At 60.0% G+C, this 26,271-nt stretch carries 26 protein-coding genes; 13 read left to right on the plus strand and 13 right to left on the minus strand.

Annotated features, from left to right (window positions below):
* Window positions 1-336 precede the first annotated feature (336 nt).
* Window positions 337-1,809, plus strand: coding sequence for an NAD(P)H-hydrate dehydratase (locus tag AC1DTN_RS15325; protein ID WP_477921580.1), 1,473 nt, complete (start codon window positions 337-339; stop codon window positions 1,807-1,809).
* Window positions 1,810-1,813: 4 nt separating this feature from the next.
* On the opposite strand, the gene AC1DTN_RS15330 is transcribed toward AC1DTN_RS15325, so the two are convergent.
* The 3 genes from AC1DTN_RS15330 to uvrA are packed head-to-tail and all read right to left on the minus strand — an operon-like array spanning window position 1,814 to window position 6,027.
* Window positions 1,814-2,620: a DUF72 domain-containing protein gene (locus AC1DTN_RS15330; protein WP_113319914.1), complete on the minus strand. Its 807-nt coding sequence runs from the start codon at window positions 2,618-2,620 to the stop codon at window positions 1,814-1,816.
* Between the two features lie 24 nt (window positions 2,621-2,644).
* On the minus strand, window positions 2,645-3,106 hold the full coding sequence (locus AC1DTN_RS15335) for a GNAT family N-acetyltransferase (protein ID WP_113319915.1): 462 nt from the start codon (window positions 3,104-3,106) through the stop codon (window positions 2,645-2,647).
* Window positions 3,103-6,027, minus strand: coding sequence for an excinuclease ABC subunit UvrA (uvrA, locus tag AC1DTN_RS15340; RefSeq protein ID WP_113319916.1), 2,925 nt, complete (start codon window positions 6,025-6,027; stop codon window positions 3,103-3,105). The genes AC1DTN_RS15335 and uvrA overlap by 4 nt, the downstream gene beginning before the upstream one ends.
* Window positions 6,028-6,281: 254 nt before the next feature.
* Here uvrA and AC1DTN_RS15345 point away from each other — a divergent pair, with 254 nt between their 5' ends.
* Complete coding sequence (locus AC1DTN_RS15345) at window positions 6,282-6,845, plus strand: single-stranded DNA-binding protein (RefSeq protein ID WP_113319953.1); 564 nt, start codon at window positions 6,282-6,284, stop codon at window positions 6,843-6,845.
* Between the two features lie 42 nt (window positions 6,846-6,887).
* Here AC1DTN_RS15345 and AC1DTN_RS15350 read toward each other — a convergent pair whose 3' ends face one another.
* Window positions 6,888-7,535, minus strand: coding sequence for a MarC family protein (locus AC1DTN_RS15350; protein ID WP_113319917.1), 648 nt, complete (start codon window positions 7,533-7,535; stop codon window positions 6,888-6,890).
* Between the two features lie 225 nt (window positions 7,536-7,760).
* Between AC1DTN_RS15350 and gyrA the strand changes: the two genes are divergently transcribed.
* The 5 genes from gyrA to AC1DTN_RS15375 all read left to right on the plus strand — a co-directional run bounded on the left by gyrA (window position 7,761) and on the right by AC1DTN_RS15375 (window position 13,968).
* Entirely contained in the window at window positions 7,761-10,562 is a 2,802-nt protein-coding gene (gene gyrA, locus AC1DTN_RS15355; protein WP_477921583.1) for a DNA gyrase subunit A, read from the plus strand.
* Between the two features lie 96 nt (window positions 10,563-10,658).
* Window positions 10,659-12,152 (plus strand): FAD-binding protein, encoded by a 1,494-nt coding sequence (locus tag AC1DTN_RS15360; protein WP_477921584.1) that lies wholly within the window; start codon window positions 10,659-10,661, stop codon window positions 12,150-12,152.
* A 10-nt stretch (window positions 12,153-12,162) separates the two neighbouring features.
* Window positions 12,163-12,570 carry a hypothetical protein gene (locus tag AC1DTN_RS15365; RefSeq protein ID WP_477921585.1) on the plus strand — a complete coding sequence of 136 codons (408 nt, stop codon included), beginning with the start codon at window positions 12,163-12,165 and terminating at the stop codon, window positions 12,568-12,570.
* Window positions 12,570-13,643 (plus strand): hypothetical protein, encoded by a 1,074-nt coding sequence (locus AC1DTN_RS15370; RefSeq protein WP_477921586.1) that lies wholly within the window; start codon window positions 12,570-12,572, stop codon window positions 13,641-13,643. Before AC1DTN_RS15365 ends, AC1DTN_RS15370 begins: the two co-directional genes overlap by 1 nt.
* A gap of 19 nt (window positions 13,644-13,662) precedes the next feature.
* Window positions 13,663-13,968 carry a hypothetical protein gene (locus AC1DTN_RS15375; protein ID WP_477921587.1) on the plus strand — a complete coding sequence of 102 codons (306 nt, stop codon included), beginning with the start codon at window positions 13,663-13,665 and terminating at the stop codon, window positions 13,966-13,968.
* 231 nt (window positions 13,969-14,199) lie between these two features.
* Here the strand turns inward: AC1DTN_RS15375 and AC1DTN_RS15380 are convergent, their stop codons facing one another.
* Entirely contained in the window at window positions 14,200-14,409 is a 210-nt protein-coding gene (locus AC1DTN_RS15380; RefSeq protein WP_037106047.1) for a hypothetical protein, read from the minus strand.
* Between the two features lie 98 nt (window positions 14,410-14,507).
* The gene (locus tag AC1DTN_RS15385; RefSeq protein WP_477921588.1) at window positions 14,508-14,678 is read right to left on the minus strand and encodes a hypothetical protein; all 171 of its coding nucleotides are present in this window, start codon (window positions 14,676-14,678) and stop codon (window positions 14,508-14,510) included.
* A 196-nt stretch (window positions 14,679-14,874) separates the two neighbouring features.
* Between AC1DTN_RS15385 and coaD the strand changes: the two genes are divergently transcribed.
* The 5 genes from coaD to tgt all read left to right on the plus strand — a co-directional run bounded on the left by coaD (window position 14,875) and on the right by tgt (window position 18,791).
* Window positions 14,875-15,369 carry a pantetheine-phosphate adenylyltransferase gene (coaD, locus tag AC1DTN_RS15390; RefSeq protein WP_113319923.1) on the plus strand — a complete coding sequence of 165 codons (495 nt, stop codon included), beginning with the start codon at window positions 14,875-14,877 and terminating at the stop codon, window positions 15,367-15,369.
* Between the two features lie 26 nt (window positions 15,370-15,395).
* A complete protein-coding gene (locus AC1DTN_RS15395; protein ID WP_113183026.1) occupies window positions 15,396-15,968 on the plus strand; it encodes a peptidylprolyl isomerase in 573 nt (190 codons plus the stop codon).
* Window positions 15,969-15,993: 25 nt separating this feature from the next.
* Window positions 15,994-16,503 (plus strand): peptidylprolyl isomerase, encoded by a 510-nt coding sequence (locus AC1DTN_RS15400; RefSeq protein WP_037106039.1) that lies wholly within the window; start codon window positions 15,994-15,996, stop codon window positions 16,501-16,503.
* Window positions 16,504-16,575: 72 nt separating this feature from the next.
* The gene (gene queA / locus AC1DTN_RS15405) at window positions 16,576-17,661 is read left to right on the plus strand and encodes a tRNA preQ1(34) S-adenosylmethionine ribosyltransferase-isomerase QueA (RefSeq protein ID WP_477921589.1); all 1,086 of its coding nucleotides are present in this window, start codon (window positions 16,576-16,578) and stop codon (window positions 17,659-17,661) included.
* Window positions 17,658-18,791 (plus strand): tRNA guanosine(34) transglycosylase Tgt, encoded by a 1,134-nt coding sequence (gene tgt, locus AC1DTN_RS15410; protein WP_477921590.1) that lies wholly within the window; start codon window positions 17,658-17,660, stop codon window positions 18,789-18,791. Before queA ends, tgt begins: the two co-directional genes overlap by 4 nt.
* Before the next feature lie 72 nt (window positions 18,792-18,863).
* Here tgt and AC1DTN_RS15415 read toward each other — a convergent pair whose 3' ends face one another.
* From AC1DTN_RS15415 to AC1DTN_RS15440, 6 genes are all read right to left on the minus strand, one after another.
* Window positions 18,864-19,193 carry a hypothetical protein gene (locus tag AC1DTN_RS15415; RefSeq protein WP_477921591.1) on the minus strand — a complete coding sequence of 110 codons (330 nt, stop codon included), beginning with the start codon at window positions 19,191-19,193 and terminating at the stop codon, window positions 18,864-18,866.
* Window positions 19,194-19,336: 143 nt separating this feature from the next.
* The gene (locus AC1DTN_RS15420) at window positions 19,337-19,765 is read right to left on the minus strand and encodes a DUF4864 domain-containing protein (protein WP_007812002.1); all 429 of its coding nucleotides are present in this window, start codon (window positions 19,763-19,765) and stop codon (window positions 19,337-19,339) included.
* A 62-nt stretch (window positions 19,766-19,827) separates the two neighbouring features.
* Window positions 19,828-21,093 (minus strand): beta-ketoacyl-ACP synthase II, encoded by a 1,266-nt coding sequence (fabF, locus tag AC1DTN_RS15425; RefSeq protein WP_477921593.1) that lies wholly within the window; start codon window positions 21,091-21,093, stop codon window positions 19,828-19,830.
* A 115-nt stretch (window positions 21,094-21,208) separates the two neighbouring features.
* Window positions 21,209-21,715 (minus strand): winged helix-turn-helix transcriptional regulator, encoded by a 507-nt coding sequence (locus tag AC1DTN_RS15430; protein ID WP_113319930.1) that lies wholly within the window; start codon window positions 21,713-21,715, stop codon window positions 21,209-21,211.
* 63 nt (window positions 21,716-21,778) lie between these two features.
* Window positions 21,779-22,087 (minus strand): hypothetical protein, encoded by a 309-nt coding sequence (locus AC1DTN_RS15435; protein ID WP_113319931.1) that lies wholly within the window; start codon window positions 22,085-22,087, stop codon window positions 21,779-21,781.
* 124 nt (window positions 22,088-22,211) lie between these two features.
* A complete protein-coding gene (locus AC1DTN_RS15440) occupies window positions 22,212-24,560 on the minus strand; it encodes a calcium-binding protein (RefSeq protein ID WP_477921594.1) in 2,349 nt (782 codons plus the stop codon).
* A gap of 197 nt (window positions 24,561-24,757) precedes the next feature.
* On the opposite strand from AC1DTN_RS15440, the gene AC1DTN_RS15445 reads away from it, so the two are divergent.
* Window positions 24,758-24,937, plus strand: coding sequence for a beta-barrel domain-containing protein (locus tag AC1DTN_RS15445; protein ID WP_477921607.1), 180 nt, complete (start codon window positions 24,758-24,760; stop codon window positions 24,935-24,937).
* 124 nt (window positions 24,938-25,061) lie between these two features.
* Here the strand turns inward: AC1DTN_RS15445 and fdhA are convergent, their stop codons facing one another.
* Window positions 25,062-26,252 carry a formaldehyde dehydrogenase, glutathione-independent gene (fdhA, locus tag AC1DTN_RS15450; protein ID WP_477921595.1) on the minus strand — a complete coding sequence of 397 codons (1,191 nt, stop codon included), beginning with the start codon at window positions 26,250-26,252 and terminating at the stop codon, window positions 25,062-25,064.
* Window positions 26,253-26,271: the final 19 nt, after the last annotated feature.

A 26,271-nucleotide genomic window follows, 5' to 3' on the forward strand; every position in this document is an offset into this window, starting at 1 on the left:
GTCTCTCCGCTTCTCCCGTTACAGCAGGAACCTTCCCGCTCGCGGGATATGATGCAGATATCGTGCCAGTTTGAAATCCATCTCATGCAAAAAATCGCGGAATTTTGTGCGTGCGACCTTGTTTGCCTGCGTTTCCGTGTCGTTTTGATGAAAAACGAGGTGAACAATAGTGCGTTTTGATCAAAAATGACGCGAAAATTGAAAAAATCCCTCGACTCATAATTTCTTGTGGCTCGTTGCGAAGGGTTCGAAAAATAGGCAAATGCACAATATTTGCTCTCTCGTCGTGATAATCATGCGGTTGTTTTTTAGGCGCTTTTTGAATTGAATAGGGGCATGAGCAAACGCCTCGCCGATCTTCTTCTGACACCTGTCGAAATGGCTGCGGCCGATAAGGCTGCAGCCGAATCCGGAATCGATTCCTATGGCCTGATGGAAAAGGCAGGTGCCGCGGTCGCGGCTGCAGCATTGCGTCTTTATCCCGGCGCACAACGTTTTGCGGTGTTCTGCGGCCCCGGCAACAATGGCGGTGACGGTTATGTCGTCGCCCGGCTTCTGCAGGAGAGTGGTGGACGGGTGGAGATCTTCCATCTTGGCGACCCGGAAAAGCTGAAGGGCGATGCGGGCCGCGCTAGGGCAGCCTGTGCGCTGAAGGGGCAGGATATCGCGTGCTATGACCAGCAGATAGGTGATGTCATCATCGACGGCCTCTTCGGAGCCGGCCTCGCACGCGCTGTGCCATCCGAGGTCGCCGATCTGATCCACAAGGTCGGCAAGGCAGGAACTCCCGTCATCGCCATCGATCTGCCATCTGGCCTGGACGGGCGCACCGGCGCCGTGCTCGGCGGCGCCTTCCGAGCGGCGCATACGGTGACCTTCATGACCCGCAAGCCCGGCCATCTGCTGATGCCTGGCAGGGAGCTTTGCGGCACGCTCGAGGTCTTCGACATCGGCATCCCCGGACGCATCATCAGGGCGCAGACGGATGGCCGTCTGGACGAGAATACACCTGCCGCATGGCGCGCTGTCATTCCGACCGAGCAACTGGAGACCCACAAATATAAGCGTGGTCACCTTGTCGTATTTTCGGGTGAGGCGAGCAAGACGGGCGCCGCCCGCATGTCGGCCATGGCGGGGTTGAAGGCCGGGGCAGGGCTCGTTACCATCGCCGCGCCGACCGAAGCACTTTCCGCCAATAGCGCGCACCTGACAGCCGTCATGCTGCACGCCATTGATGATGCAGCAGCATTGGCAGGATGGCTGAAGGACACACGCCTTCAAACCTTCGTTCTCGGCCCCGGTTTCGGCATCGGAAAGAAGGCCCGCAAATTCGTATCCCTACTGCGCGACCGTCATCTCGTTCTCGACGCCGATGGCATCAGCTCCTTCAAGGACGATCCGCAGGCGCTTTTCGAGCTGTTCAAGGGAGTGCCGCGCCTCGTTCTCACGCCGCACGACGGCGAGTTTGCCCGCCTCTTTCCCGATATTGCCGCCGACGAGAAGGCGGGCAAGGTCGACAAGGCGCTCGCCGCTGCCAGCCGCGCCAATGCTGCTATCATCTATAAGGGGGCGGATACCGTTATCGCCTCACCAGACGGCCGGACGCTGATCAACACCAACGCACCGGTCTGGCTTGCTACCGCCGGCTCCGGCGATGTGCTGGCAGGCATTATCGGCGGTCTGCTCGCCCAGGGCCTGCCGGCCTTCGAGGCCGCGGCCGCTGCTGTCTGGCTGCATGGAGAGGCAGGCCATCGCGCCGGCAAGGGCCTGACAGCCGAAGACCTCGCCGCGCACGTCTTGCCCTACTGAATAATTACTTATCGACCCGCTTCTGCAGGGCGATCGCCCCGTGCGGCGCATTGACCTTGCCCTCGTGGATCATGAAGGCAAAGACGTCGCGCGGCTCGACCTTGACCTTCCTGTCCTTGTCGATCAGCGGCAAGTCGTCAGGCACTTTGCCCTCGGCCCAGATCTGCAGCCGCTTGGTCCAGTCTTTCAACTCCGGTTCCGGATAGCAGGTCGGGATATCGTCGGACCCTTTCTGCAGCCGCGTATAGACGAAATCCGCTGTCACATCGGCAATCATCGGATAGTCGAAATGCTCGGCGCAGACGGGTGCCACACCATATTTTTCGAGGAGTGTAATGAATTCCGGCACCTTGAAGGAATCGTGCCTGACTTCCACGACATGGCGCAGCTTCAGCCCGTCCTGCTTTTCCGGCAGCAGCTTCAGGAACGCCTCGAAATCATCTGGTTCGAACCTCTTCGTTGGCGCAAACTGCCAGAGCAGCGGGCCGAGATGATCGCCGAGTTCGCTGATGCCGGACGAGAGGAACTTCTCCATCGATTCCCAGGCCTCGGCTAGCACACGGCGGTTCGTGGTGTAACGCGTCGCCTTCAGCGAAAAGATGAAGCCGTCAGGCACGTCGGCAGCCCATTTGGCGAAAACCGCCGGCTTCTGCGTGCTGTAATAGGTGCCATTGACCTCGATGACCTTCAGCTGGCGGCTGGCATAGTTCAGCTCGTCCTTCTGCTTGAGATCGGTGGGAAAGAAATGGCCGCGCCACGGCTCGAACGTCCAGCCGCCGATGCCTACGCGGATCGTGCCCGATTTGCTCATCTGTTCCTCCTCGCTTGCGATCTCTCAGATCGCACCAACCTTTTTCGTCATATCGACGACGGTCCATCCTGGCCGATAGGGATTGGGCCGGCGACCAGTTTCCTGAAAACCGAAGGCGGAATAAAGCGCGATGTTCCGCTCCATCCGCGCATTGGTATAGAGCCGCATCTCAGGCGTTTCCCACTCCCGCGCCTTGTCCTCCAGCCAGCGCAGCATGGCCACACCATGTCCTGCTCCCTGGAAGTCCGGCGATACCGCGATACTGAAAAGCATCACGTGGTCGGCATGGCGCTCGACGACAGAGAGCCCCGTCACAGCACCGTCAGCCTCCCGCAGCCAGACTTCGCCGCGCTCAATCCGCGGCTTGTAATCTTCCGTCACTGGAATCGGCGGACAGCCGAACAGATCGGTATAGGGCTGGTAGGCGGCCGTCGTCAGCGCGACGACGGCGGGCAGGTCCGCAATCGTGGCGAGCCGCATGGTCATTCCGCCGCTGCGACCGCCTTCTTGACCGGTCGCCGCTCCAGCAGCTCCTTGAGGAACTGGCCGGTATAGGAACGCTTCTCCTTGACGATCGTCTCTGGCGTGCCGAAAGCCACAATCTCGCCGCCGCCGTCACCACCTTCGGGGCCGAAATCGAGGATCCAGTCGGCGGTTTTGATGACTTCGAGATTGTGCTCGATGACAACGACCGAATTGCCCTGATTGACCAGTTCGTGCAGCATTTCCAGAAGCTTGGCGACATCATGGAAATGCAGGCCGGTCGTCGGCTCGTCGAGAATATAGAGGGTGCGCCCGGTCGAGCGTTTCGACAATTCCTTGGCGAGCTTGACGCGCTGCGCTTCGCCGCCCGAGAGCGTATTGGCTTGCTGACCGACCTTGATGTACCCGAGGCCGACATCGAAGAGCGACTGCAGCTTGTCGCGCACGGCCGGGACTGCCGTGAAGAACTCGACACCTTCCTCCACCGTCATATCGAGCACGTCGGAAATCGACTTGCCCTTGAAGGTGACATCGAGCGTTTCGCGGTTGTAACGCTTGCCGTGGCAGACGTCGCAGGTGACGTAGACATCAGGCAGGAAGTGCATCTCGATCTTGATGACGCCATCGCCCTGGCAGGCCTCGCAGCGGCCGCCCTTGACGTTGAAGGAGAAACGACCTGGCTGATAACCGCGCGCCTTCGCCTCCGGCAGGCCGGCAAACCAGTCGCGGATCGGTGTGAAGGCGCCGGTATAGGTCGCAGGGTTCGAACGCGGCGTGCGGCCGATCGGCGATTGGTCGATGTCGATCACCTTGTCGATATGCTCGAAACCATCGATGCGGTCGTGATCGGCAGGGATTTCACGAGCGCCCATGACACGCCGTGCCGCCGACTTGTAGAGAGTCTCGATCAGGAAGGTGGACTTGCCGCCACCCGAGACACCCGTCACAGCCGTAAAGACGCCAAGCGGAATGGCCGCCGTGACGTTCTTCAGATTGTTACCGCGTGCGCCGACGACCTTGATCTCCTTGCCCTTCTTAGGCTTGCGCCGCTCATCGGGCAGGGTCACACCAAGCTCGCCCGACAGATATTTGCCGGTGAGCGACTTTGGATTGGCCATGATTTCCTGCGGTGTGCCATGCGCCACTACCTGGCCGCCATGCACACCGGCGGCGGGGCCGATATCGACCACATCGTCAGCCGTCAGGATCGCATCTTCGTCATGTTCGACCACGATGACCGTATTGCCGATGTCGCGAAGGTGCTTCAGCGTATCGAGAAGACGGGCATTGTCGCGCTGATGCAGGCCGATCGACGGCTCGTCGAGAACGTAGAGAACGCCGGTCAGGCCTGATCCAATCTGCGAGGCAAGACGGATACGCTGGCTCTCGCCGCCGGAAAGCGTGCCGGAATTGCGAGACAGGCTCAGATATTCGAGACCCACATCGTTGAGGAACCGCAGGCGGTCGCGGATTTCCTTGAGGATGCGCACGGCAATCTCGTTCTGCTTGGCGTTGAATGCCGCCGGCAGCGTCTCGAACCAGTCGCGTGCGATCCGGATCGACATCTGCGTGACTTCGCCGATATGCAGCTTGTTGATCTTGACCGCCAGCGCTTCCGGCTTCAGGCGAAAACCGTTGCAGGCCGGGCAGGGGGCCGCCGACATGAAGCGCTCGATATCCTCGCGCGCCCAGGCCGAATCCGTTTCCTTCCAGCGCCGCTCGAGATTGGGCACGATGCCTTCGAAATTCTTCGAGGTCGTGTAGGAGCGCGCGCCATCGGCATAGTGGAATTCAATCCTCTCCTCGGTGCCGTTCAGGATGACATCCTTGGCTTTTTCGGGAAGGTCGTTCCAGCGGCTGCCGAGCTTGAAGCCGAAATGCTTGCCGAGCGCTTCCAGCGTCTGGTTGTAATAGGGCGAAGTGGACTTGGCCCAGGGCGCGATAGCGCCGTCGCGCAGCGTACGCTCCGGCTCGGGCACGATCAGGTCAGGGTCGATCTTCTGCTGCGAACCGAGACCGTCGCAGGTCGGGCATGCGCCGAAGGGATTGTTGAACGAGAAGAGCCGTGGTTCGATTTCCGGAATGGTGAAACCGGAGACCGGGCAGGCGAATTTTTCCGAAAACAGCACGCGCTCGTGTGTCTCGTTGAGCGATTTGTTGGCCGAGCCGCCAGCCGAGGTTTCCTCAGGCGGCAACGGCTTGTCGGCGAATTCGGCAACGGCGAGGCCGTCAGCGAGCTTCAGCGCCGTTTCGAAACTGTCGGCCAGGCGCGAGGCCATGTCAGGCCGCACGACGATACGGTCGATGACCACGTCGATATCGTGCTTGTATTTCTTGTCGAGAACAGGTGCATCGGCGATCTCGTAGAACTGGCCGTCCACCTTGACGCGCTGGAAGCCCTTTTTCATGAGCTCCGCCAGTTCCTTCTTGTACTCGCCCTTACGCCCGCGGATCATCGGCGCCAGGATGTAAAGACGCGTGCCTTCCTCGAAGGCCAGCACACGGTCGACCATCTGGCTAACCGTCTGGCTTTCGATCGGCAGGCCGGTGGCAGGAGAATAGGGAACCCCGACGCGCGCAAACAGCAGGCGCATATAGTCGTAGATTTCGGTAACCGTACCGACCGTCGAGCGCGGGTTGCGCGAGGTCGTCTTCTGCTCGATCGAGATTGCCGGCGACAACCCGTCGATCTGGTCGACATCGGGTTTCTGCATCATTTCCAGGAACTGGCGCGCATAGGCCGAAAGGCTTTCGACATAGCGGCGCTGGCCCTCGGCATAGATCGTATCGAAGGCGAGCGAGGATTTGCCGGAGCCGGAAAGGCCGGTCATGACGATCAGCTTGTTCCGCGGCAGATCGAGGTCTATGCCCTTCAGATTATGCTCGCGCGCGCCACGGATGGAGATCGTCTTCAGTTCGCTCATCGTCTCTGCTTCAGATGGTTTGGGGATAACAGCCCTTATTTAGTGATGCCAGCGGGCGAGTCGAGGCTGAAAGTCCGGAACAACAAAGGTTTTCGATTCTGTTGACAGGATCATAGCGAATAATTAGAACAAATAAAGAACAAAATTCCTTGTGGATTAAGAGGGGCTGGATGCGCATCGCTTGTCCTCTATGGTTTAAGGTGCGCCGATGATTTTTGAACGCCGCCGGTCAGGGCGGCAGTAAGGTGAATGATATGGCTGGCAGTGTGAACAAGGTAATTCTTATCGGAAACGTGGGCGCCGACCCCGAAATCCGGCGCACGCAGGATGGCCGGCCGATCGCCAATCTTCGCATCGCGACCTCGGAAACCTGGCGCGACCGCAATTCTGGCGAGCGCCGCGAAAAAACCGAATGGCACACGGTGGTGGTCTTCAACGAAGGCCTCTGCAAGGTGGTCGAGCAATATGTGAAGAAGGGCGCCAAGCTCTATATCGAAGGCGCTCTGCAGACACGCAAGTGGCAGGACCAGACCGGCAACGACCGCTACTCGACGGAAATCGTGCTGCAGGGTTTCAATTCGACGCTGACGATGCTCGACGGGCGCGGTGGTGAGGGCGGCGGTGCTGGCTCCGGCTTCGGCGGCGGCCGTGGCGGCGACGATTTCGGTGGCGGTGGTTATGGCGACGATTACGGCGCACCCGCTCCAGCGTCCGGTGGTGGTCGCAGCGGTGGTGGTCGTAGCGGCGGAAGCAGCGGCAGCGGTAGCGCTGGCGGCGGCAACTTCTCGCGGGATCTCGACGACGACATTCCGTTTTGATCGGTCTTATTCAGTAGTAAACGGCGCCCTCGGGCGCCGTTTTCATGTCGGCGTGGCGCTGATCAGGTTGAGAGCAGATTTCGCACCGTCGACAACGAACTGCGCGGCGAGTGCGGCCAGGATCACGCCGAGAAGACGGGTCAGGATCGCCCGGCCGGTGACGCCGAGGAAGCGGTCGAGCCGGTCAGCCAGGAAAAGCACCACCAGCGTGATCAGCAGGCAGGCGGCAATGACGCCGATCAGCTGCGCCCGCTCGACGGTGGAGGGCAGAGTCCCTCCGAGCAGGATCGTCGCCGAAATGGCGCCCGGCCCGGCAATCAGCGGCAGTGCCAGCGGGAAGACGGCAATATTCTCGATATGATCCTTGGTGATCGCCACTTCCGTGGTCTTTTCCTTGCGGTCCTGGCGCTTCTCGAAAACCATTTCGAAGGCAATCCAGAAGAGCAGCAATCCGCCCGCCAGGCGGAAAGCGCCGATGGAAATGCCGAGCACGCCGAGCACGCTGGAGCCGAACAGGGCGAAAACGGCAAGGATGATGAAAGCGATCGTCACACCGCGCAGCGCCACCTGCTTTCGCTCCGGGCGGCTCATGCCGACGGTGAGGCCGAGAAAGAGCGGGGCAAGTCCCGGCGGATCGATGGTGACGAGAAGCGTCGTGAACGCGTTGATCAGTTGGTCGGCGCTTGCCATCGCTTCTCCAAAACCCCATATAGATGCTTGTTTTTCATGATTGTGCTGTGCCGATTCCGATTTGGCAAATGCATGATCGCTGATTGTCTCCCTGCCATGGGCAAATACCATGATTTGCCCTCTTTCGAACGCAAAAGCCTGTTCAAAACCCCTGGCCAAATTGGCGTGGGAACAGGCTTTCCGCTATAAATCTTCGAGTGATTCTAGAAGAGAACGTGAACCGTTTTGACTGAGCAAACACCCCCCGGCGGCGGGAAGCTCCCGCCAGGCATCGAGCCCATCTCCATTATGGAGGAAATGCAGCGGTCGTATCTCGATTACGCCATGAGCGTGATCGTGTCGCGTGCGCTGCCCGACGTGCGCGATGGCCTGAAGCCCGTGCATCGGCGCATCCTTTACGGCATGTCCGAGCTCGGCATCGACTGGAACAAGAAATACGTCAAATGCGCCCGCGTTACCGGGGACGTGATGGGTAAATACCATCCGCACGGCAATGCCGCGATTTATGACGCGCTCGCCCGCATGGCGCAGCATTGGTCGTTGAGGCTGCCGCTGATCGACGGCCAGGGCAATTTCGGCTCGGTCGACGGTGACCCGCCGGCGGCCGAACGTTACACCGAATGCCGCCTGCAGAAGGCCGCCCATTCGCTGCTCGACGACCTTGATAAGGAAACGGTCGACTTCCGCGACAACTATGACGGCACGCTGTCAGAGCCGGTCGTAGTGCCTGCCAAGTTCCCGAACCTGCTGGTCAACGGCGCAGGCGGCATCGCCGTCGGCATGGCGACGAATATCCCGCCGCATAACCTGTCTGAAGTCATCGACGCCTGCATCGCGCTGATCAATGATCCGGCAATCGAACTGCCGGAGCTGATGCAGATCATTCCCGGTCCGGATTTCCCGACCGGCGCCAAGATCCTCGGCCGCGCCGGTATTCGCTCGGCCTATGAAACCGGCCGTGGTTCGGTCATCATGCGCGGTGTTGCAACCATCGAGCCGATGCGCGGCGATCGCGAACAGATCATCATCACCGAAATTCCCTATCAGGTGAACAAGGCGACAATGATCGAGAAGATGGCCGAACTGGTGCGCGAGAAGCGCATCGAAGGCATCTCCGATCTGCGCGACGAATCCGACCGTCAGGGCTACCGCGTCGTCGTCGAGTTGAAGCGCGACGCCAATGCCGACGTGATCTTGAACCAGCTCTACCGCTACACGCCGCTGCAGACCTCCTTCGGCTGCAACATGGTGGCGCTGAACGGCGGCAAGCCGGAACAGCTGACGCTGCTCGACATGCTCCGCGCTTTCGTCTCCTTCCGTGAGGAGGTCGTTAGCCGGAGAACGAAGTTCCTGCTTCGCAAGGCGCGTGAGCGCGCCCACGTCTTGGTGGGTCTCGCAATCGCCGTCGCCAATATCGACGAAGTCATCCGCGTTATCCGTCAGGCTCCGGACCCGCAGTCCGCCCGCGAAGAACTAATGACCCGCCGCTGGCCGGCGGAGGACGTCGAAAGCCTGATCCGTCTCATCGACGATCCGCGTCATCGCATCAACGAGGATCTGACCTACAATCTCTCGGAAGAGCAGGCTCGCGCGATCCTCGAACTCCGTCTGGCCCGCCTGACGGCTCTTGGCCGCGACGAAATCGGCGACGAACTCAATAAGATAGGCGAGGAAATCAAGGACTACCTCGATATCCTGTCGTCGCGCGTGCGCATCCAGACGATCGTCAAGGACGAGCTGACCTCTGTCCGTGACGAGTTCGGCACACCGCGTCGCACCGAGATCATCGATGGCGGCCTTGAGATGGACGATGAGGATCTCATCGCCCGCGAAGACATGGTCGTGACAGTCTCACACCTCGGCTATATCAAGCGCGTGCCGCTGGCGACCTACCGAGCGCAGCGCCGCGGCGGCAAGGGCCGTTCGGGCATGACTACCCGCGATGAAGATTTTGTTAGCCGGCTATTCGTGGTCAATACTCACACGCCGGTTCTGTTCTTCTCCTCGCGCGGCATCGTCTACAAGGAAAAGGTCTGGCGCCTGCCGATCGGCACCCCGACCTCGCGCGGCAAGGCGTTGATCAATATGCTGCCGCTGGAATCCGGCGAACGCATAACCACCATCCTGCCGCTGCCTGAGGACGAGGATAGCTGGGACAACCTCGACGTCATGTTCTCGACGACACGGGGCACGGTCCGTCGCAACAAGCTGTCGGACTTCGTCCAGGTGAACCGCAACGGCAAGATTGCCATGAAGCTTGACGAGGAGGGCGATGAAATCCTCTCTGTTGAGACCTGCACGGATCAGGACGACGTTCTGCTGACGACAGCGCTCGGCCAGTGCATCCGCTTCCCGGTCGATGACGTCCGCGTCTTTGCCGGCCGCAACTCGATCGGTGTGCGCGGCATCAATCTCGGCAGTGGCGACAGCATCATCTCGATGACGATCGTCGGCCATGTCGATGCCGAGCCGTGGGAACGCGCAGCTTACCTCAAGCGTTCCGCCGCCGAACGGCGTGCGACGGGCGTGGATGAAGAGGATATCGCTCTGGTCGGCGAGGAAGTCACCGAAGAGGGACAGCTCTCTGACGAGCGCTACGAAGAGCTGAAGGCACGCGAACAGTTCGTGTTGACGGTTTCGGAAAAGGGCTTCGGCAAGCGCTCGTCCTCCTACGATTTCCGCATCTCTGGCCGGGGCGGCAAGGGTATCCGCGCCACCGATACGTCGAAAACCGGCGAAATCGGCGAACTGGTCGCCGCCTTCCCGATCGACGATGGCGATCAGATCATGCTCGTCTCGGATGGCGGTCAGCTGATCCGCGTTCCGGTAGGCGGCATCCGTATCGCCAGCCGCGCGACGAAGGGCGTGACAATCTTCTCCACTGCCAAGGATGAGAAGGTCGTCTCGGTCGAGCGCATCAGCGAGCCGGAAGAAGAAGAGACGACGGAAAACGGTGACGAAGCCGTGGTTTCCGAAGGCGAAGCTCCTGCAGCGGGCGAAGCCGACGAAACCCCATCGGCTGAATAATTCACCACTTTCTCATTGCGGACCGGGCGGCCCCTGCCGCCCGGTTTTTTATTGCGCTATGAAGAGCTTGCCGATTCATCCGGAGGGGGGAATGTTGTGGGCAGGTGGACAAGGCGAGGGGTGCTGGCCGGCATTTCGGCCGCAGCCGGTGTGGCGGCGGGGCGTTTTTTGCTTCAGCCGCAAAGCGATCCCGGGCCAGCCTTTCCAGCGGAACTTCGCATTGAAGATGGCGCGACCATTCTCAATGATGCCGGAGAACTGACACCGACCCCGGTTGCGGCACATCTGACCGTCAAGGAGCCGCCGCAGGAGGCCATGATCGGCCGGTTGCGCGCGGCGCTCGCTGAAGCCGTCAAGGCAAACAGGCCCTTCATCGCCAGCGCCGCGCGCCATTCGATGGGCGGCCAGAGCCTTGTCGAGAATGGTACGGCACTGACGCTCGATCAGGATTGGCTGGAGGCAGATACAGCCGCCAAGACCTACCGTGTCGCTGCCGGCGCACGTTGGTCGACGATCATTTCCAAGCTCGATAGCATCGGCTTTTCGCCCGCCGTCATGCAGTCCAACAACGACTTCGGCGTTGCCAGCACCTTTTCGGTCAATGCCCATGGCTGGCCCGTTCCATTCAGTGCTTGCGGCAGCACCGTCCGTTCCATCAGGTTGATGACGGTGGACGGCAATCTGCTGACCTGCTCACGCACGGAGAATGCGGAGCTCTTCAACCATGCCATGGGCGGATACGGCCTTTTCGGTGTCATCACCGAGCTTGAGCTCGACATGGTGCCGAATGTGCTCCTTGAGCCGACCTTCGAGCATCTGGCGGGCGAGGATCTCGGACGGCGCTTTGCCGAAGTTCTGGCGAGCGATAGCGCGATCAACATGGCCTATGGCCGAATGGATGTTTCGCTTGATCGTTTCTTTGAAGAGGCGCTGCTGATCACCTATCGCGCCGCTCCGGACCAGACGAAAATACCTCCGGCCTCCGGTTCCGGTTTCATCAGCCACGTGTCTCGTGAAATCTTCCGGGCGCAGCTCGGTTCGGATACGGCCAAACATCTTCGCTGGTGGACCGAGGCTGTCATCAATCCATCGCTTGCGGCGCAGGCGACGCGCAACAGCCTGATGAACGAACCCGTCGTCACGCTCGATGACCGGGATCCGTCCCGCACGGATATCCTGCATGAATATTTCGTCTCACCGTCCCGCTTCGCTGATTTCGTTGCAGCCTGCCAGGATGTCATTCCGGCTTCCTATCAACAGCTCTTCAACATCACGCTGCGCTATGTCGATACTGATCGTGACAGTGTGTTGGCTTACGCCGCGGAACCCCGCATTGCCGCGGTCATGCTCTTCTCGCAGGAAAAGACGGTCAGGGGCGAGGCCGACATGCAGCGCATGACGGAAGCGCTTATCGAGCGCGTGCTCGCAATCGGCGGCAACTACTATCTGCCGTATCGGCCGCATGCTCGATTGGATCAGTTTACCCGCGCCTATCCCCGCGCTGGGGAATATGCAGCGGCCAAGCGTCAGCTGGATCCCGGCCTTACCTTCCGCAATCATTTCTGGGATCGCTATCTCGGAAGCCTCTAGGGAGAGCATGATGTCCAGGCTTCGGCTGATTGCTGCGCTTTATACAGTGGCTCTGCTCTTTGCAGCCACATTGAATTACATTCCGGGACTGACGGATGCGGAGGGGCGCGCATTCGGCATCTTTGCGCTCGATATCTATGACGACAGCCTGCACCTGGCCTCGGCTGCCTTGGCCGGCATCGCAGCCTTCCTGTCGGCCCGCGCATCCCGAAACTTTCTTTTCTATTTCGGTCTGCTCTATTTCAGCGATGGTCTGCTTGGACTGATCACTGGGTCGGGTTACCTTGATCTCGGCATCGTCAACTACGGCATTCAGGATCTCTCCTTTACATTCAAGATACTCGCCAACCTGCCGCATCTCTTTCTTGGCGGTGTGGGAATCGCATCCAGCTATATCTTCCGCCGCGAGGCCCCGTGATGCGGCGCCTTCTGAAAATCATCGGCTGGCTCCTGGCGGTTCTCGTGGTCGCCGTCCTGCTGGTGCTCAGCCCGGCTGCCTACGTCGAGACCTTCTGCCATGCCGATTCCGAACCCGACAGCTACAAGCCGCTGATATCGGATCCCGAATTCCGCCGGCAGGAGGCCAATACCTATCTCACCTATCCGGAGTGGCATATCGTCTATGCCTATGACGGCCTCGCCGAAACCCTGAAGACGGGCGACGAATATGGCTTCAATTATTTCTCCAGCGTCAAGGATTTCTGGGTCGCAGACTGTGCGCTGACCCGTATTGCCGATCGCCACGGCGGCGCCGACAGCGAGACGCGAATGATGATCGCGACCATCGGTGTCAGCTTCACGCTCGAAATGGGTCTCAAGGCGGCCTATGAGGAAACGATCGGCCGGGTCTTTGCGCTCTGGCGCGGCAGCGAAAAGACGCCGCAGGATATCGTCGCCCGCGATATGGCGATCGATTATGCCGGCTTTCTGCGCCAGACCCCATGGTACAAATATCCGTTCCAGCCCTGGATCGACAGGCTTTGGGCCGCACCGGTGGAAGAGCCGCTACGTGGCTGGGAGCGCCGATTGGCGCTCGGCGGCGAGTGGCGTGCAAAGATCGCCTATGCCGGCATGATCGCCAGCGCTGTTGCAGCAACCGGTGAGGCGAAGCTGACGATCCGATCAGTCGTATCGGGCCTGCCGGCTACCACGCTTTCGGCAATTCCCGATGTATCGGTCATTTCGGAAAGTGCCGATGGTGTGCTGATCGAAACGCCGCGCTACGACCGCTTCACCCATATTCTCGCGGAGATCGCCAAGGCAGGCGGTACAATCCGCGAGATTGCCGGCAATGACGAGATCATGGTGTCGCTGACCATGTCTTCAGGGATGGAGCAGGGCAATCTGCCCGGTGAGGTGATCGCGCGCCTGCCTCGCACCGGTTTTGACAGCGACCGCCTGCTTCTGTCGGTCAAGATGGCTGATCTCGCGCCTCTGCTCAAAGACCGGCCAATTGCCGATCCAGGCCTCGAACATATATTCGATTTCTGAAACATCGGAGGGTGGCTCTTTGATCAGGCGCTTGGTACGCAGGACAGGCACTGCGATTGCGGTCGTTGCCGCAGTCTTCGCGCTGTTTGCTGTGGTCTTCGCGGCAACGGGTGAGGCGCCGGCTGCTATAGTCTTTCCCGCCGGCAGCATCGAACCCGGCGCATTGCCCGAGGGTGTCTCCATCCTGCGATGGGGCAGGGGCTTTGCCGTCGTCACAAGCGAACGCAGCGACTATGTGCGTGCGCTCTATGGCAAGGGGGCTCTTCTTGTTCTGCCGCTGCGAAAGAGCGGCTGTCTGGCGCTGCGGCCTGCATCTTCGACATGAGAAAAGCCGGATGCAGAACATCCAGCTTGCATTCAATGCCTTGCGCTGCGGGGCGCTTTAAAAAGCGCTATGCTTCTTGTTTATCGATTTCACTTCCTCGCTTTCACGGCGCAGCGCTGAAATCGTCGAAGTAACGGACACTATGAACATGATGCTGATGAGTGCTGTGAAAACTGTCAGGATCGTGAACATGGTGGCGTTCCTTTCTGTAGGGAGTTGCGTTCGCGCCCCTCAGTACTGGCCGAGCACGCTTACGGAGCGAGCCGAAGCGAACGGGCCATAGACCTTGGAGGCATCGACCTTCTGATTGTCATAGAGAGCGATTGTGGCAGTCAGCATGCCCGTAATCATTACCATCCAGAGCATGTTAATCATGGTGATCTTGCCAGGCATCTTAATTCCCTTCCTGCCGCGCTTCCGCATCTCGTATGTGTCGATCATTTGAACGCATCCGTCTTTAAAAGGTTCCCGCCGGATGTTGACGGGGGATTTACCAACCGTGATCTGAAGCGACCTTGAATGTCGTGTTCATCTGCCGTTCAGAATTCAAATCGATTAGAACGCATACGGCCAAGCTGTCGCATGATGGCCGCATGTTCATTGACCTCCGGCCGCACCCAGCTAAGCTGATGCCGATCTGCGAAGTAGCCGTAGAAAAGCTCCGCAAACACCGAAAAAATAACGGCTATGGCGATAAGGATGATCAGCATGATCGGGGTCTTTCCGGGGAGTGACGCTGCCGGGACCGGCAGCTTCTGTTGATGATCCGAGTAAAGCAGATCGCATCTGAGCGGGCCTTGAACGCCCCGTTCATTCATCGTTCAGACGCGTCGGGCGGCACGGCTAAATAACTTGCGGGAAACCGCCTTCCATGACAAAAGGCGTGAAAACAAACGGCCGGACGATATGACCACAGCTTTCTATCCGGGGTCCTTCGACCCGATCACCAATGGACACGTTGACGTGCTGGTCCAGGCGCTGAACGTCGCCGAGAAAGTGATCGTCGCGATCGGTATTCATCCTGGTAAGGCGCCACTCTTCTCCTTCGAGGAAAAGGCAGCGCTGATCCGTGCGTCGCTCGCTGAGGTCCTGCCGGAAAAGAGCGCGCATATCGACGTCGTCTCCTTCGACAATCTCGTTGTTGACGCCGCACGGGTGCACGGTACGAGCCTGCTGATCCGCGGCCTGCGCGACGGTACCGATCTCGACTATGAAATGCAGATGGCCGGCATGAACCGGCAGATGGCGCCTGATATCCAGACCATCTTTCTGCCGGCGGGCACAGCCTCGCGGCCCATTACCGCCACATTAGTGCGCCAGATCGCGGCCATGGGCGGCGATGTCAGCGCCTTCGTGCCGGCGGCCGTCTTGCAAGCCCTGAAATCCAAGCGCAAAGCCTAGGCGGATACCGCCTCAATGGAGCTCACATGAAACTCTTCTATCTTGCATTTGCCGGCGTGCTCTATCTCGCTTCCTTCGCGGGCGACGCTTTTGCGCAGGCTGCCGATCACTATGTCACCATTCAGTTGAAGAGCGGCCCGGTCGTGATCCAGCTTCTGCCTGACGTCGCGCCGAAGCATGTGGCGCAGATCGAGGCGCTGGTGAAGAAGGGCGAATATGACAATGTCGCGTTCCACCGTGTCATCCCCGGCTTCATGGCACAGACCGGCGACGTGAAGTATGGCAACATGGAAAAGAACTTCGATGCGAGCCAGGCCGGCACCGGCGGCTCCGACCTGCCTGACCTTCCGGCTGAATTCTCCAAGACGCCCTTTGTCCGTGGCACGGTCGGCATGGCGCGCGCCCAGGATCCGAATTCCGCCAACTCGCAGTTCTTCATCATGTTCGCGGACGGCTCGTTCCTGAACGGTCAGTATACAGTCGTCGGCAAGGTTGTCTCAGGCATGGAAAACGTCGACAAGATCAAGAAGGGCGAAGGCCAGAACGGCGAAGTCAGCAATCCCGACCGCATGATCAAGGTCACGCTGGGCAAGAAGTAAGTTCAAGACAAGAAGGAGAACGACAATGGCCGAGATCAAGGATCCGGAAAACACCATCATTCTGGAAACCACCAAGGGCAAGGTTGTCATCCAGCTTCTGCCGCAGGTCGCGCCCGAGCATGTCAAGCGCATCAAGGAACTCGCCCGCGAGAAGGCCTATGACGGTGTCGTTTTCCACCGTGTCATCGCCGATTTCATGGCGCAGACCGGCGACGTGCAGTTCGGCAAGAAGGGCGGCGAGAATTTCAACCCGGGCCGCGCCGGCATGGGCGGTTCTTCGAAGGACGATCTCAAGGCTGAATTCTCCGCAACGCCGCATGTTCGCGGTACCTGCTCGATGGCTCGTTCGCAGAGCCCGAACTCGGCCAACTCCCAGTTCTTCATCTGCTTCACCGATGCTCCGTGGCTGAACAAGCAGTATTCCGTCTGGGGCCAGGTCATCGAAGGCATGGACAATATCGACAAGATCAAGAAGGGCGAGCCCGTCTCCGATCCGGATTCGATCGTCTCCATGCGGGTTGCCGCCGACGTCTGATTGTGATTTCTGCAGGAACCCGCCCTTGCGCGAGAGCGCGGGGCGGGTTTCGCTTTGCCTGGAAGTACCTTGATGCGCGTAGACCTCTTCGATTTCGACCTGCCGGATGAACGCATAGCGCTGCGGCCCGCCGAGCCGCGCGATAGCGCGCGGCTGCTTGTCGTCGATCCGAATGCGCAGCCGGTTCTTTCCGATCACCACGTCTCCGACCTGCCGTCCTTCCTGCGGGCAGGCGACGCGCTGGTCTTTAACGATACCAAGGTCATTCCGGCCCAGCTCGAAGGCATTCGTCATCGCGAGGGCGCTGGCGGCCAGCAGGTTTCGGCGACGCTCCACATGCGCATCGGCGCAAGCAAGTGGAAAGCCTTCGCCAAGCCCGGCAAGCGTATCAAGGAAGGCGACCGTATCGCCTTCGGCCATGGCGGCGAAAGCTGCATGATCGGCTCGCTCGATGCGACGGTCGAGGAAAAGGGCGAAGCGGGTGAGGTGACACTCGCATTCGATCTCTCCGGCCCTGCACTGGACGAAGCGATTGCCAGCGTCGGCCATATTCCGCTACCGCCTTATATCGCCGCCAAGCGTCCGGAGGACGAACGCGACCGCGCCGACTACCAGACGATCTATGCGCGGGAGGAGGGCGCCGTCGCCGCCCCGACCGCCGGCCTGCATTTCACACCTGATCTGTTCGAGGCGCTCGTCAAAGCTGGCATCGAACGGCATTTCGTAACGCTTCACGTTGGTGCCGGCACCTTTCTGCCGGTCAAGGCTGACGACACCGACGATCACAAGATGCATCTCGAAAGCGGCTATGTCAGCGCCGAGATCGCCGCGAGGCTGAATGCCGTGCGGCAAAGGGGCGGGCGCATCGTCTGCGTCGGCACGACCTCGTTGCGGCTGATCGAGAGCGCTGCAGAGGAGAGCGGTGAGATCAAGCCCTGGGCCGGCGCGACAGGCATCTTCATTACGCCCGGCTACCGCTTCAAGGCGGTCGATATCCTAATGACGAACTTTCACCTGCCGCGCTCGACGCTTTTCATGCTGGTTTCGGCCTTTACCGGTTTCGAGACCATGCATACGGCCTATGAACATGCCATTTCTACAGGCTACCGCTTCTATTCTTACGGCGACGCGAGCCTTCTTTTCCGGAAAGACCGATGACGACTGAGAACTTCCAGTTCACCCTCAAGAAGACCGATGGCGGTGCCCGCCTCGGTGAAGTTTCCATGCCGCGCGGCACAATCCGCACACCGGCCTTCATGCCCGTCGGCACGGTCGGCACGGTCAAGGCCATGTATCTCGACCAGGTGCGCGAGACTGGCGCCGACATCATCCTCGGCAATACCTATCACCTGATGCTGCGCCCGACGGCCGAACGCGCCGCCCGCCTCGGCGGTCTGCACAAGCTCATCCGCTGGGAGCACCCGATCCTGACGGATTCCGGCGGCTTCCAGGTCATGTCGCTTTCCGGCCTGCGCAAGCTCGATGAGCAAGGCGTCACCTTCAAGTCACATGTCGACGGCAGCCTGCATCATATGTCGCCGGAGCGCTCCATCGAAATCCAGGGGCTGCTCGGCTCCGATATCCAGATGCAGCTCGATGAATGCGTGGCGCTGCCGGCCGAGCCCAAGGAAATCGAGCGTGCCATGGAGTTGTCGCTGCGCTGGGCCGAGCGCTGCAAGGTTGCCTTCGGCAACCAGCCGGGCAAGGCCATGTTCGGTATCGTCCAGGGTGGCGACGTGCCGGCCCTGCGTGTCCGCTCAGCCGAGGAACTCGCCAAACTCGACCTCAAGGGCTACGCCGTCGGCGGTCTTGCGGTCGGCGAGCCGCAGGACGTCATGCTGAAGATGCTCGAAGAGACGCTTCCGGTCCTGCCAGGCGAAAAGCCGCGCTATCTGATGGGCGTCGGCACCCCCGATGACATCCTGAAATCCGTTGCCCGCGGTATCGACATGTTCGACTGCGTGATGCCAACCCGCTCGGGCCGCCATGGCCTGGCCTTCACCCGACGCGGCAAGGTCAATATCCGCAACGCCCGCCACGCCGAAGACATGCGCCCACTCGACGAACAATCGAACTGCCCGGCCACACGGGACTATTCGCGCGCCTATCTCCACCATCTCGTGCGCGCCAACGAGGCACTCGGCGGCATGCTGCTCTCCTGGCATAATCTGAACTACTATCAGGAACTGATGCAGGGCATCCGCAAGGCGATTGCCGAAGGCCGTTTCGCCGATTTCATGGCGGAAACGATCGAGGAATGGGCGAGGGGCGATCTCGAGCCCGTTTGATATATCCCGGCGAGGGCCGCCTTGCTGCGGCTCTCGTCTGGTAACGAGACGACGCGCCTATGCTGTTATCAATCAGCGAACAGGTGTACAGCTCCCGACGTCAGCTGGCTTGACACGGCCGGCGTGGAGATCGCTCCATTGCGGTATAGACGGATCAGGACCACCGATCGATGCCTCAAACGTGGCGCGGTCCAGCTTGATGGTCCTTCCGCTTGAAAGGATGCTCATCATCTCTTTCTGGTTGACATACGCCAGGCTGGCATTCAGTCGGCAGAAGAAACGTGTATTGCCGTTCGAGACGACCCAGCCATAACCACCGACCTTCCCCTTGGTGAGTTTGCCGATGGCATAATTTTGCTGTGTCAGCTTGGAAAAGGATTCCGCCTGAGCAATGCCCGGCATGGCTGCGAAACCGATCGCCGCGACAGCGACCAAATACTTGAAAGAAGTGGGCATTAAGTTTCAATCCCCAGACATAATGATATAGGCTCTCTACTCTTCGGGGAAACCTCACACAACTTTAATATGCAGGGATGCTTAATCCACTAAATGCCCTTGCTGTCGGCATTCGGCACGATCTGCACGCCGTTGATCTTGAAGCTACCGTCAGGCTGACGAGCGACCTGATAGATCGCCGTCCAATCCTTGCCGTCCCGGCCGGAAATCAGGACTTCCTGATAGATCATTGCGCCGTCGTCGATCGATCTGCTGCGCCCGAAGGCATAATTGCCGGGATGATAGACCGGCTCGTAGCTCTTCTTCACCATGGCGAAGAAGACATTCTTGTCGGGATACATGGCCTTGATGCCGGGCGCGGCGAAGGAATAGGCGGTATCCGCATCGTCCTTAAGGAATGCCCTGATCTGCTCCTCGATCATCGTCTGTGTTGTCTGCACGGGATCTTCGGCGCGGGCCGCCATGCCTGACATTACGGATACGGCACACAGAACCAGCACTGCGAAAAAAGCGCGCATGGGATCATCTCCGGCTATATCAGCAGAAGTGTAGGCTATTTTGCGCGCAAGGAAAGAGCCGGTCAGGACCAGCGGCGAAAGAGGGCGCTGGCATTCACGCCGCCGAAGCCGAAGCCGTTGGTGATCGCATAGTCCATCGCCACCTTGCGGGCCACCTTGCCCACGAGATCGATGCCTTCGGCTGCCGGATCGGCTATCTCCAGGTTACGCGTCGGCGGGGCGATCTGATCGCGCAGCGCAAGGATCGTGAAGATGGCTTCAAGCCCGCCGGCAGCACCCAGAAGATGGCCAGTCGCCGACTTGGTGGCGCTGACGGCAATGCCGCCGTCGCGGCCGAAGACCGTACCGATTGCAGCGGTCTCGCCCTTGTCGCCGACTGGTGTCGAGGTCGCATGGGCGTTGAGATGCTTGACCTCGGAAGCCGGGATCCTGGCCTGCCGTAAGGCTGCCTCCATCGCCCGGCGGGCGCCATCGCCATCTTCCGGCCCTGCCGTCATGTGATAGGCGTCGGCGGCCGTGCCGTAGCCGACGAGTTCGGCAAGCGGCCTCGCGCCGCGTGCCAGCGCATGCTCAAGCGTTTCGATGACGAGAATGCCGGCCCCTTCGCCCATCACGAAGCCGTCGCGCGCGGTATCGAAGGGACGCGAAGCAAGTTCGGGCCTGTCGTTGAAACCGCTCGAGAGCGCACGGGCGGCGGCAAAGCCGCCAAGGCTCACCTTGTCGATGCAGGCTTCCGAGCCGCCGCAAATAGCGACATCGGCTTCGCCGGACCGGATCAGCCGCGCCGCATCGCCGATTGCCTGAACGCTTGCCGCGCAGGCCGTTACCGGCGCCCCGAGCGGCCCCTTGAAGCCGTAGCGGATGCTGACCTGACCGGCCGCCAGATTGACGAGGAAGGAAGGCACGGTGAAGGGCGAGAGCCGCCGCACACCACGCGTCTCAGCCGTGCGTACCGCATCGGCAATCGCCGGAAAGCCGCCGACGCCGGAGGCGATGATCGTCGCCGTTCGCTCGCGCGCATCGACGCCCTCGGGCATCCAGCCGGCCTGGCGCACAGCTTCGTCTGTTGCCGCCATCGCGAACTGGATGAAGCGGTCCATCTTCTTCTGGTCCTTGGGCGGAACGGCGCGATCGGGATCGAAACCCGCTTCGGCGTCCTCCTCGATGGAGGGAACGACCCCGCCGACCTTGGCGGCGAGATCGCCGACCACATTCTCCGGCAGCACGCGCAGGCCGGAGCCGCCCGCGACGAGCCGATTCCATGCCGTCTCGACGCCGACACCAAGTGGCGAAACAAGTCCCATGCCGGTGACAACAATGCGTTCCATGGATTTGTCCTTTCTAAAGCAATTCCGGCAAAAGTGCGCAGCAGTTTTGCGTTCCGAATTGCGTAAAAACAAAGAGATAGAGCATTCCCGTGTCTCGCAGAAAAATGGAAATGCTCTAGGCGTCGATGCCGAGGTAATAAGCGCGCATGCGGGCGATCCGTTCGCGGTCGCCTTCATCAGCGGCCGGTCCCGGCAGCAGGCAGGTGTTTTCGGGTTTCAGTTCTTCGCCGTTGGCTGCATCCACCAGCACGGGCTGGCGTTCCTCGCCGGAAGCGGCATTACCCAGCAGGAAGGCAAGATCCTCTTGCGGAGCGTGCCGGCGCCCCCAGGAAAACAGGGCCATCAGAACGGGGAAGAAATCACGTCCCTTGGCGGTCAGCACATACTCGTAGCGGGCAGGGCGCTCATTGTAGAGGCGCTTCTCGAACAGTCCTTCATCGATCAGATGCGCGAGTCGCCGCGTCAGGATGTTCGGCGCGACGCCGAGGCTCTTTTGAAATTCGTCGAACCGCGTCAGCCCGTGAAAGGCGTCGCGAAGGATCATCATGCTCCACCAGTCACCGACGCTGTCGAGCGCGCGGGCGGCCGGGCATTTGAAATTGGCGAAGCTTGTTCGTTGCATGATGCAAGTCACTACAGAAGTCACTTGCATGATGCAAGGCACTTGCGATGCGCAAGTAACTTGTCAGGCGTTGTCTCGCCCGAAGATCCGCGCCAGAAGAATGCCGGTTACAAGAACGCCCGCTGCGACAAAAACCGTATCGCCCGGTGTGCCGATATAAAGCGGGCCGATATTGGCAAAGAGCAGGAAGGCGACGAGGAAATTGAACCAGCCCCAGATGACATTGGTGACTGGCGAGCTGAGCTTCGCCCCTTGCAGGCGGACGAAAGGTGTGCGGAAAGGCCGGCCGCTGACGCCATTAACGAAATGAGGCACGCCATTGGTCAGGAATGAAGCGGCGATAAAGTGAATGATATAGGCGGTCCAGGGCAATGGTCTCTCCGCTCGGCTGATGGCTCTGCGGACAATGTTGTGCAGGGCCGGCAAAGGACAAGAAAAAGGGGCTCCGGAAAGGAGCCCCTATAGGACCGCCGCTTGAAGACACGAGGTTCCGATTTTAGAGGAACAGGAAATCGTCGTGATGAAGCGCCGCCAGATTGGAGAGCGTCGCGATCTGTACGGCCGCGCCAAGCCCGCTGCCGTCCGCATCGTAGTAAAGCTTTCCGGTCGTCTGGTCGTAGATCAGGCGGTCGTTCGAATCCAAAGCCTTTGTGCCCAGCACGAAATTTCCGGCGGAAAAATTCGCTGTGTCGATGGCTGTGAAAACCTCGTGGTCGAGCACGATCTTGTCACCGGCGCTTTCCGAGAAGTCCTCGATCCTGTCGATGTTGTTGTAAGCGCTGGGTTTGAAGTCGAAGACGAAATGGTCGGCTCCAGCTCCGCCGTTCAGGATATCGTTGCCCTTGCCGCCGATGAGCTGGTCGTTTCCTGCACCGGCCGACAGCGTGTTGCTTGCGATGTTGCCGGTCAGAACGTTGTTTTCGCCGTTACCCGTGGCATTGATCGCTGACGAGCCTGTGAGCGTCAGATTCTCGACTGTTCCGAGAACATTCTCCAGAGAGAAGGATATGGACGCATTGACGGTGTCGTTGCCACCGCCGCCTGTTTCGTCGACGATGTCGCCTGCCGAATCCACTTTGTACGTGTCGTTGCCGAGGCCGCCTATCATTCGGTCTTCGCCTCTGCCGCCATCGAAGTTGTTGTTGCCGGAATTGCCCGTGAGAACGTTGTTCATGACGTTGCCGGTCGCATTGATGTTACCGGCACCCAACAGGGTCAGGTTCTCGACAGTTCCCGTCACATGGTCCTTGTCCATCAGACTGAGCGAGACATAGGACTTGACGGTATCCCTGCCGGAGCCGCCAGCTTCGATCACGACATCATTGGTGTTATCGACGATATAAGTGTCGTCGCCACCTCCGCCCTTCATGCTGTCTGCACCCGCACCGCCATCCAGCACGTTGGCTCCGTAATTGCCCACGAGAACGTTGGCGAGTTCATTGCCAGTCGCGTTGATGTTGGCGTTGCCGGTCAGTGTCAGGTTCTCGATGGCGCCGATCGCATGGGCGGTATCCGCCAGGCTGAAGCTGATCGACGATAGGACGGTATCGGTTCCACCGCCGCGGCTTTCATCGACGATGTCGGTCGGGGAGGTGACCGTAAAGGTGTCGTCTCCGGTGCCGCCATAGATATGGCCAGGCGCCGGCGCTGCGCCGGCACTTGCTGCTATGTTGATAATGATGGGATGGTCGACGACATCCACATTGAGGGAGGATATGTCGCTGAAGCTCTTGACCGGTGTATCGCCTGTCAGCGGATCGTAGACCTGCACCGTCCCGAAAGCTCCGCCCAGATTGACGGTGACGCTGGTCGCCGCTGCCTGGATTGCCTTGTCGGTCGTCTGGTTCCAGATATCAGGCTCATTCCAGATGATGATCTGGTAGCTTCCGTCGGATTTCTCCGTCAGATAGCTGCGCGCGGTGGAGGGGAGCCCGTTGATGGTGTAATTGAGCGCTCCCGGATTGAAAGTCGCCTGCGCCGCGCCGTCATCCTCGAGAATTTCCGTCAGGTTATGGATCGCCATTGCTGCCGGCTTGGGAGTATAATCCAGGCGAAAGAGCCCGAAATGCTTTTCCTGATCGGCGCCTCCCGGATCGGAATAGGCATCGAGAAGCTGGTAGATGAAGGTCCCCTCCGATCCGAGAAAGGCGCCGTCCATCAGCGTGTTGAGAAGCAGTTTTGCCTGCGTCGTCTCGTCGACGCCTTCCCATCCGCCGTTGGTATCGGCAGTCAGCGACGTGTGATAGCCGATCTCGGTGATGGTGAGCGGCTTGCCGGGATCGGCCTGCATCTGGTCGCCGGATTCGCGCGAGAGCCAGGAGAAGGGCTGGTCGCCCTCTTTCGCATAGGTGTGGATCGTCGTGTAATCGTTGGAAGAGGCAACCGTGTAACCGGTAAAGCCGAGAACCGGAATGTCCTTCAACAGTGGATCGGCATTCACCGCGTTGAACAGATCCTTTTGGTAGGCAAGCGCAGCCGCCTCTCCCGACAGCCCCTTATAGGCGACCGGCCAGTTGTTGACCTCGTTCGGGCCTTCGATACCGACGATCGAACCGGGATGCGCTTCCACGAAGGCATGCAGTCGCTGGACCACAGTAGCGGGGGTATCATCCCGCCCGGAGACGAAAACGAATTTGACACCGGCATCTGCCGCGTCCCCAAGGTGGCCCTGACCGTAAGGGTCGGAGGCAGGGGTGGGCGCGTGATCGCGAACTGTGTCGAGGCCAAGATAGCCCAGAGCTTTAACAACTTCCGCGATATTGGAATATTTTCCATCGGTATAGTCGATATGTGTATCAATTCCGAATGAATCGATAACATCTGTAATTCTAGTAGCTTGGGCCATTTCATCCTCCTCGCCTGGAAGTAGAAAGCATTACTTCGATTGGATAGTGATTCGCTCAAAAGTAGGGCCTGATTCACAGTAGAATCCGCCAAAGTTATGATCGCGTTAACTATATTGTATTGCTCGCAATATGATTGTGATGCGATGCGTCGGCGGGGATCCGATATTATGCGGACCTGGGCGTCTTGCCGTTCAGCGTGTCAGGAGAGGATCTCGCTGCCGAAGCGAGAAGGCGTAGTCGCCGAGGCGACGATGGCCACACGCGCGATATCGACCAGCTAACGCTTGGCCAGAAAGTCGATATCCGTTTCAGCGCCTTCGATCAGAGGACGACGCCGGAAGTGTGGGCAAAGTCTTGTCGATTTCGCCCGATGTAGTGAACGAACAGTGCAGCGGCGTTGATTGTCATCCGGCGCGCGAAAGTGCAGGGGAGGGGCGGCCGATCGCGTTTCCATAAAGGAGTGCCGGGGCATTGCAGCCCCGGCACGTCGTAACGATCGATCACGCCGCCTTGGCAATTGCACCATGCGGATCGAGAACGAACTTTGTCGCTGCACCCTGGTCAAAGCTCTCGTAGCCTTGGGCGGCGTCTTCAAGTGAAATCACCTTCGCATTGACGATGTCGGCAATCGGCAGGCGGTCATGCAAAATCGCCTGCATCAGCTGGCGGTTATATTTGAGCACCGGCGTCTGGCCCGTATGGAACGACTGCGCCTTCGCCCAGCCGAGACCGAAGCGCAGAGAGAGGCTTCCCTGCTTGGCCGCATTGTCCACGGCGCCCGGATCTTCCGTGACATAGAGGCCGGGAATGCCGATGGAGCCGGCGGCGCGGGTGATCTCCATCATCTGGTTCAGCACGATCGCCGGCTGTTCGCCGCCGGAATGTCCACGCGCTTCGAAGCCGACAGCATCGATGGCGCTGTCCACTTCATTGGTGCCGACCACCTGCGCAATCATGTCTCCCAGCCGGTCGCTCTTCGAGAGATCGATGGCCTCGAAGCCGACGCGGCTGGCATGGGCGAGGCGGTCCTTGTTGAAGTCACCGATCATGACGACCGCCGCACCGAGGATGCGGGCGGATGCCGCCGCCGCAAGGCCGACTGGGCCGGCACCTGCGACATAGACGGTCGATCCGACGCCGACGCCAGCTCTGACCGCGCCGTGGAACCCGGTTGGCAGGATATCGGAGAGCATGGTGAGATCACGGATCTTGGCCATCGCCTTGTCGCGGTCGGGGAATTTCAAGAGGTTGAAATCGGCATAGGGGACAGTGACGTAACGAGCCTGGCCGCCGATCCAGCCGCCCATGTCGACATAGCCATAGGCGCCGCCCGCCCGCGACGGATTAACCGTCAGGCAAACGCCGGTATCCTGTGATTTGCAGCAGCGGCAGCGCCCGCAGGCCACGTTGAAAGGTACGGAGACGATGTCCCCGACCTCGAGCATTTCCACATCGATGCCTTTTTCGATGATCTCGCCGGTGATCTCATGTCCCAGCACGAGGCCAGGCATCGCTGTGGTGCGGCCGCGGACCATGTGCTGGTCCGAACCGCAGATATTGGTGGAGATGACTTTCAGGATGACGCCATGTTCGATACGGCGGCCATCCGGCGCCTCGAGTTTCGGATCGTCGATGTCGCGGACTTCCACTTTTCCGGGCCGCAAATAGACGACGCCACGGTTCTTGCTCATTTCCGTCTCCTCCGTTGAA

The organism is Rhizobium sp. 01T444 (genome assembly GCF_056398305.1).

Excerpts from the sequence above, each read along its gene's own strand:
- AC1DTN_RS15325 (WP_477921580.1), top strand. The coding sequence starts at position 337 with ATGAGCAAACGCCTCGCCGATCTTCTTCTGACACCTGTCGAAATGGCT.
- AC1DTN_RS15330 (WP_113319914.1), bottom strand. The coding sequence starts at position 2,620 with ATGAGCAAATCGGGCACGATCCGCGTAGGCATCGGCGGCTGGACGTTC.
- AC1DTN_RS15335 (WP_113319915.1), bottom strand. The coding sequence starts at position 3,106 with ATGACCATGCGGCTCGCCACGATTGCGGACCTGCCCGCCGTCGTCGCG.
- uvrA (WP_113319916.1), bottom strand. The coding sequence starts at position 6,027 with ATGAGCGAACTGAAGACGATCTCCATCCGTGGCGCGCGCGAGCATAAT.
- AC1DTN_RS15345 (WP_113319953.1), top strand. The coding sequence starts at position 6,282 with ATGGCTGGCAGTGTGAACAAGGTAATTCTTATCGGAAACGTGGGCGCC.
- AC1DTN_RS15350 (WP_113319917.1), bottom strand. The coding sequence starts at position 7,535 with ATGGCAAGCGCCGACCAACTGATCAACGCGTTCACGACGCTTCTCGTC.
- AC1DTN_RS15365 (WP_477921585.1), top strand. The coding sequence starts at position 12,163 with ATGTCCAGGCTTCGGCTGATTGCTGCGCTTTATACAGTGGCTCTGCTC.
- AC1DTN_RS15370 (WP_477921586.1), top strand. The coding sequence starts at position 12,570 with ATGCGGCGCCTTCTGAAAATCATCGGCTGGCTCCTGGCGGTTCTCGTG.
- AC1DTN_RS15380 (WP_037106047.1), bottom strand. The coding sequence starts at position 14,409 with ATGATCGACACATACGAGATGCGGAAGCGCGGCAGGAAGGGAATTAAG.
- AC1DTN_RS15385 (WP_477921588.1), bottom strand. The coding sequence starts at position 14,678 with ATGCTGATCATCCTTATCGCCATAGCCGTTATTTTTTCGGTGTTTGCG.
- coaD (WP_113319923.1), top strand. The coding sequence starts at position 14,875 with ATGACCACAGCTTTCTATCCGGGGTCCTTCGACCCGATCACCAATGGA.
- AC1DTN_RS15395 (WP_113183026.1), top strand. The coding sequence starts at position 15,396 with ATGAAACTCTTCTATCTTGCATTTGCCGGCGTGCTCTATCTCGCTTCC.
- AC1DTN_RS15400 (WP_037106039.1), top strand. The coding sequence starts at position 15,994 with ATGGCCGAGATCAAGGATCCGGAAAACACCATCATTCTGGAAACCACC.
- queA (WP_477921589.1), top strand. The coding sequence starts at position 16,576 with ATGCGCGTAGACCTCTTCGATTTCGACCTGCCGGATGAACGCATAGCG.
- tgt (WP_477921590.1), top strand. The coding sequence starts at position 17,658 with ATGACGACTGAGAACTTCCAGTTCACCCTCAAGAAGACCGATGGCGGT.
- AC1DTN_RS15415 (WP_477921591.1), bottom strand. The coding sequence starts at position 19,193 with ATGCCGGGCATTGCTCAGGCGGAATCCTTTTCCAAGCTGACACAGCAA.
- AC1DTN_RS15420 (WP_007812002.1), bottom strand. The coding sequence starts at position 19,765 with ATGCGCGCTTTTTTCGCAGTGCTGGTTCTGTGTGCCGTATCCGTAATG.
- fabF (WP_477921593.1), bottom strand. The coding sequence starts at position 21,093 with ATGGAACGCATTGTTGTCACCGGCATGGGACTTGTTTCGCCACTTGGT.
- AC1DTN_RS15430 (WP_113319930.1), bottom strand. The coding sequence starts at position 21,715 with ATGCAACGAACAAGCTTCGCCAATTTCAAATGCCCGGCCGCCCGCGCG.
- AC1DTN_RS15440 (WP_477921594.1), bottom strand. The coding sequence starts at position 24,560 with ATGGCCCAAGCTACTAGAATTACAGATGTTATCGATTCATTCGGAATT.
- fdhA (WP_477921595.1), bottom strand. The coding sequence starts at position 26,252 with ATGAGCAAGAACCGTGGCGTCGTCTATTTGCGGCCCGGAAAAGTGGAA.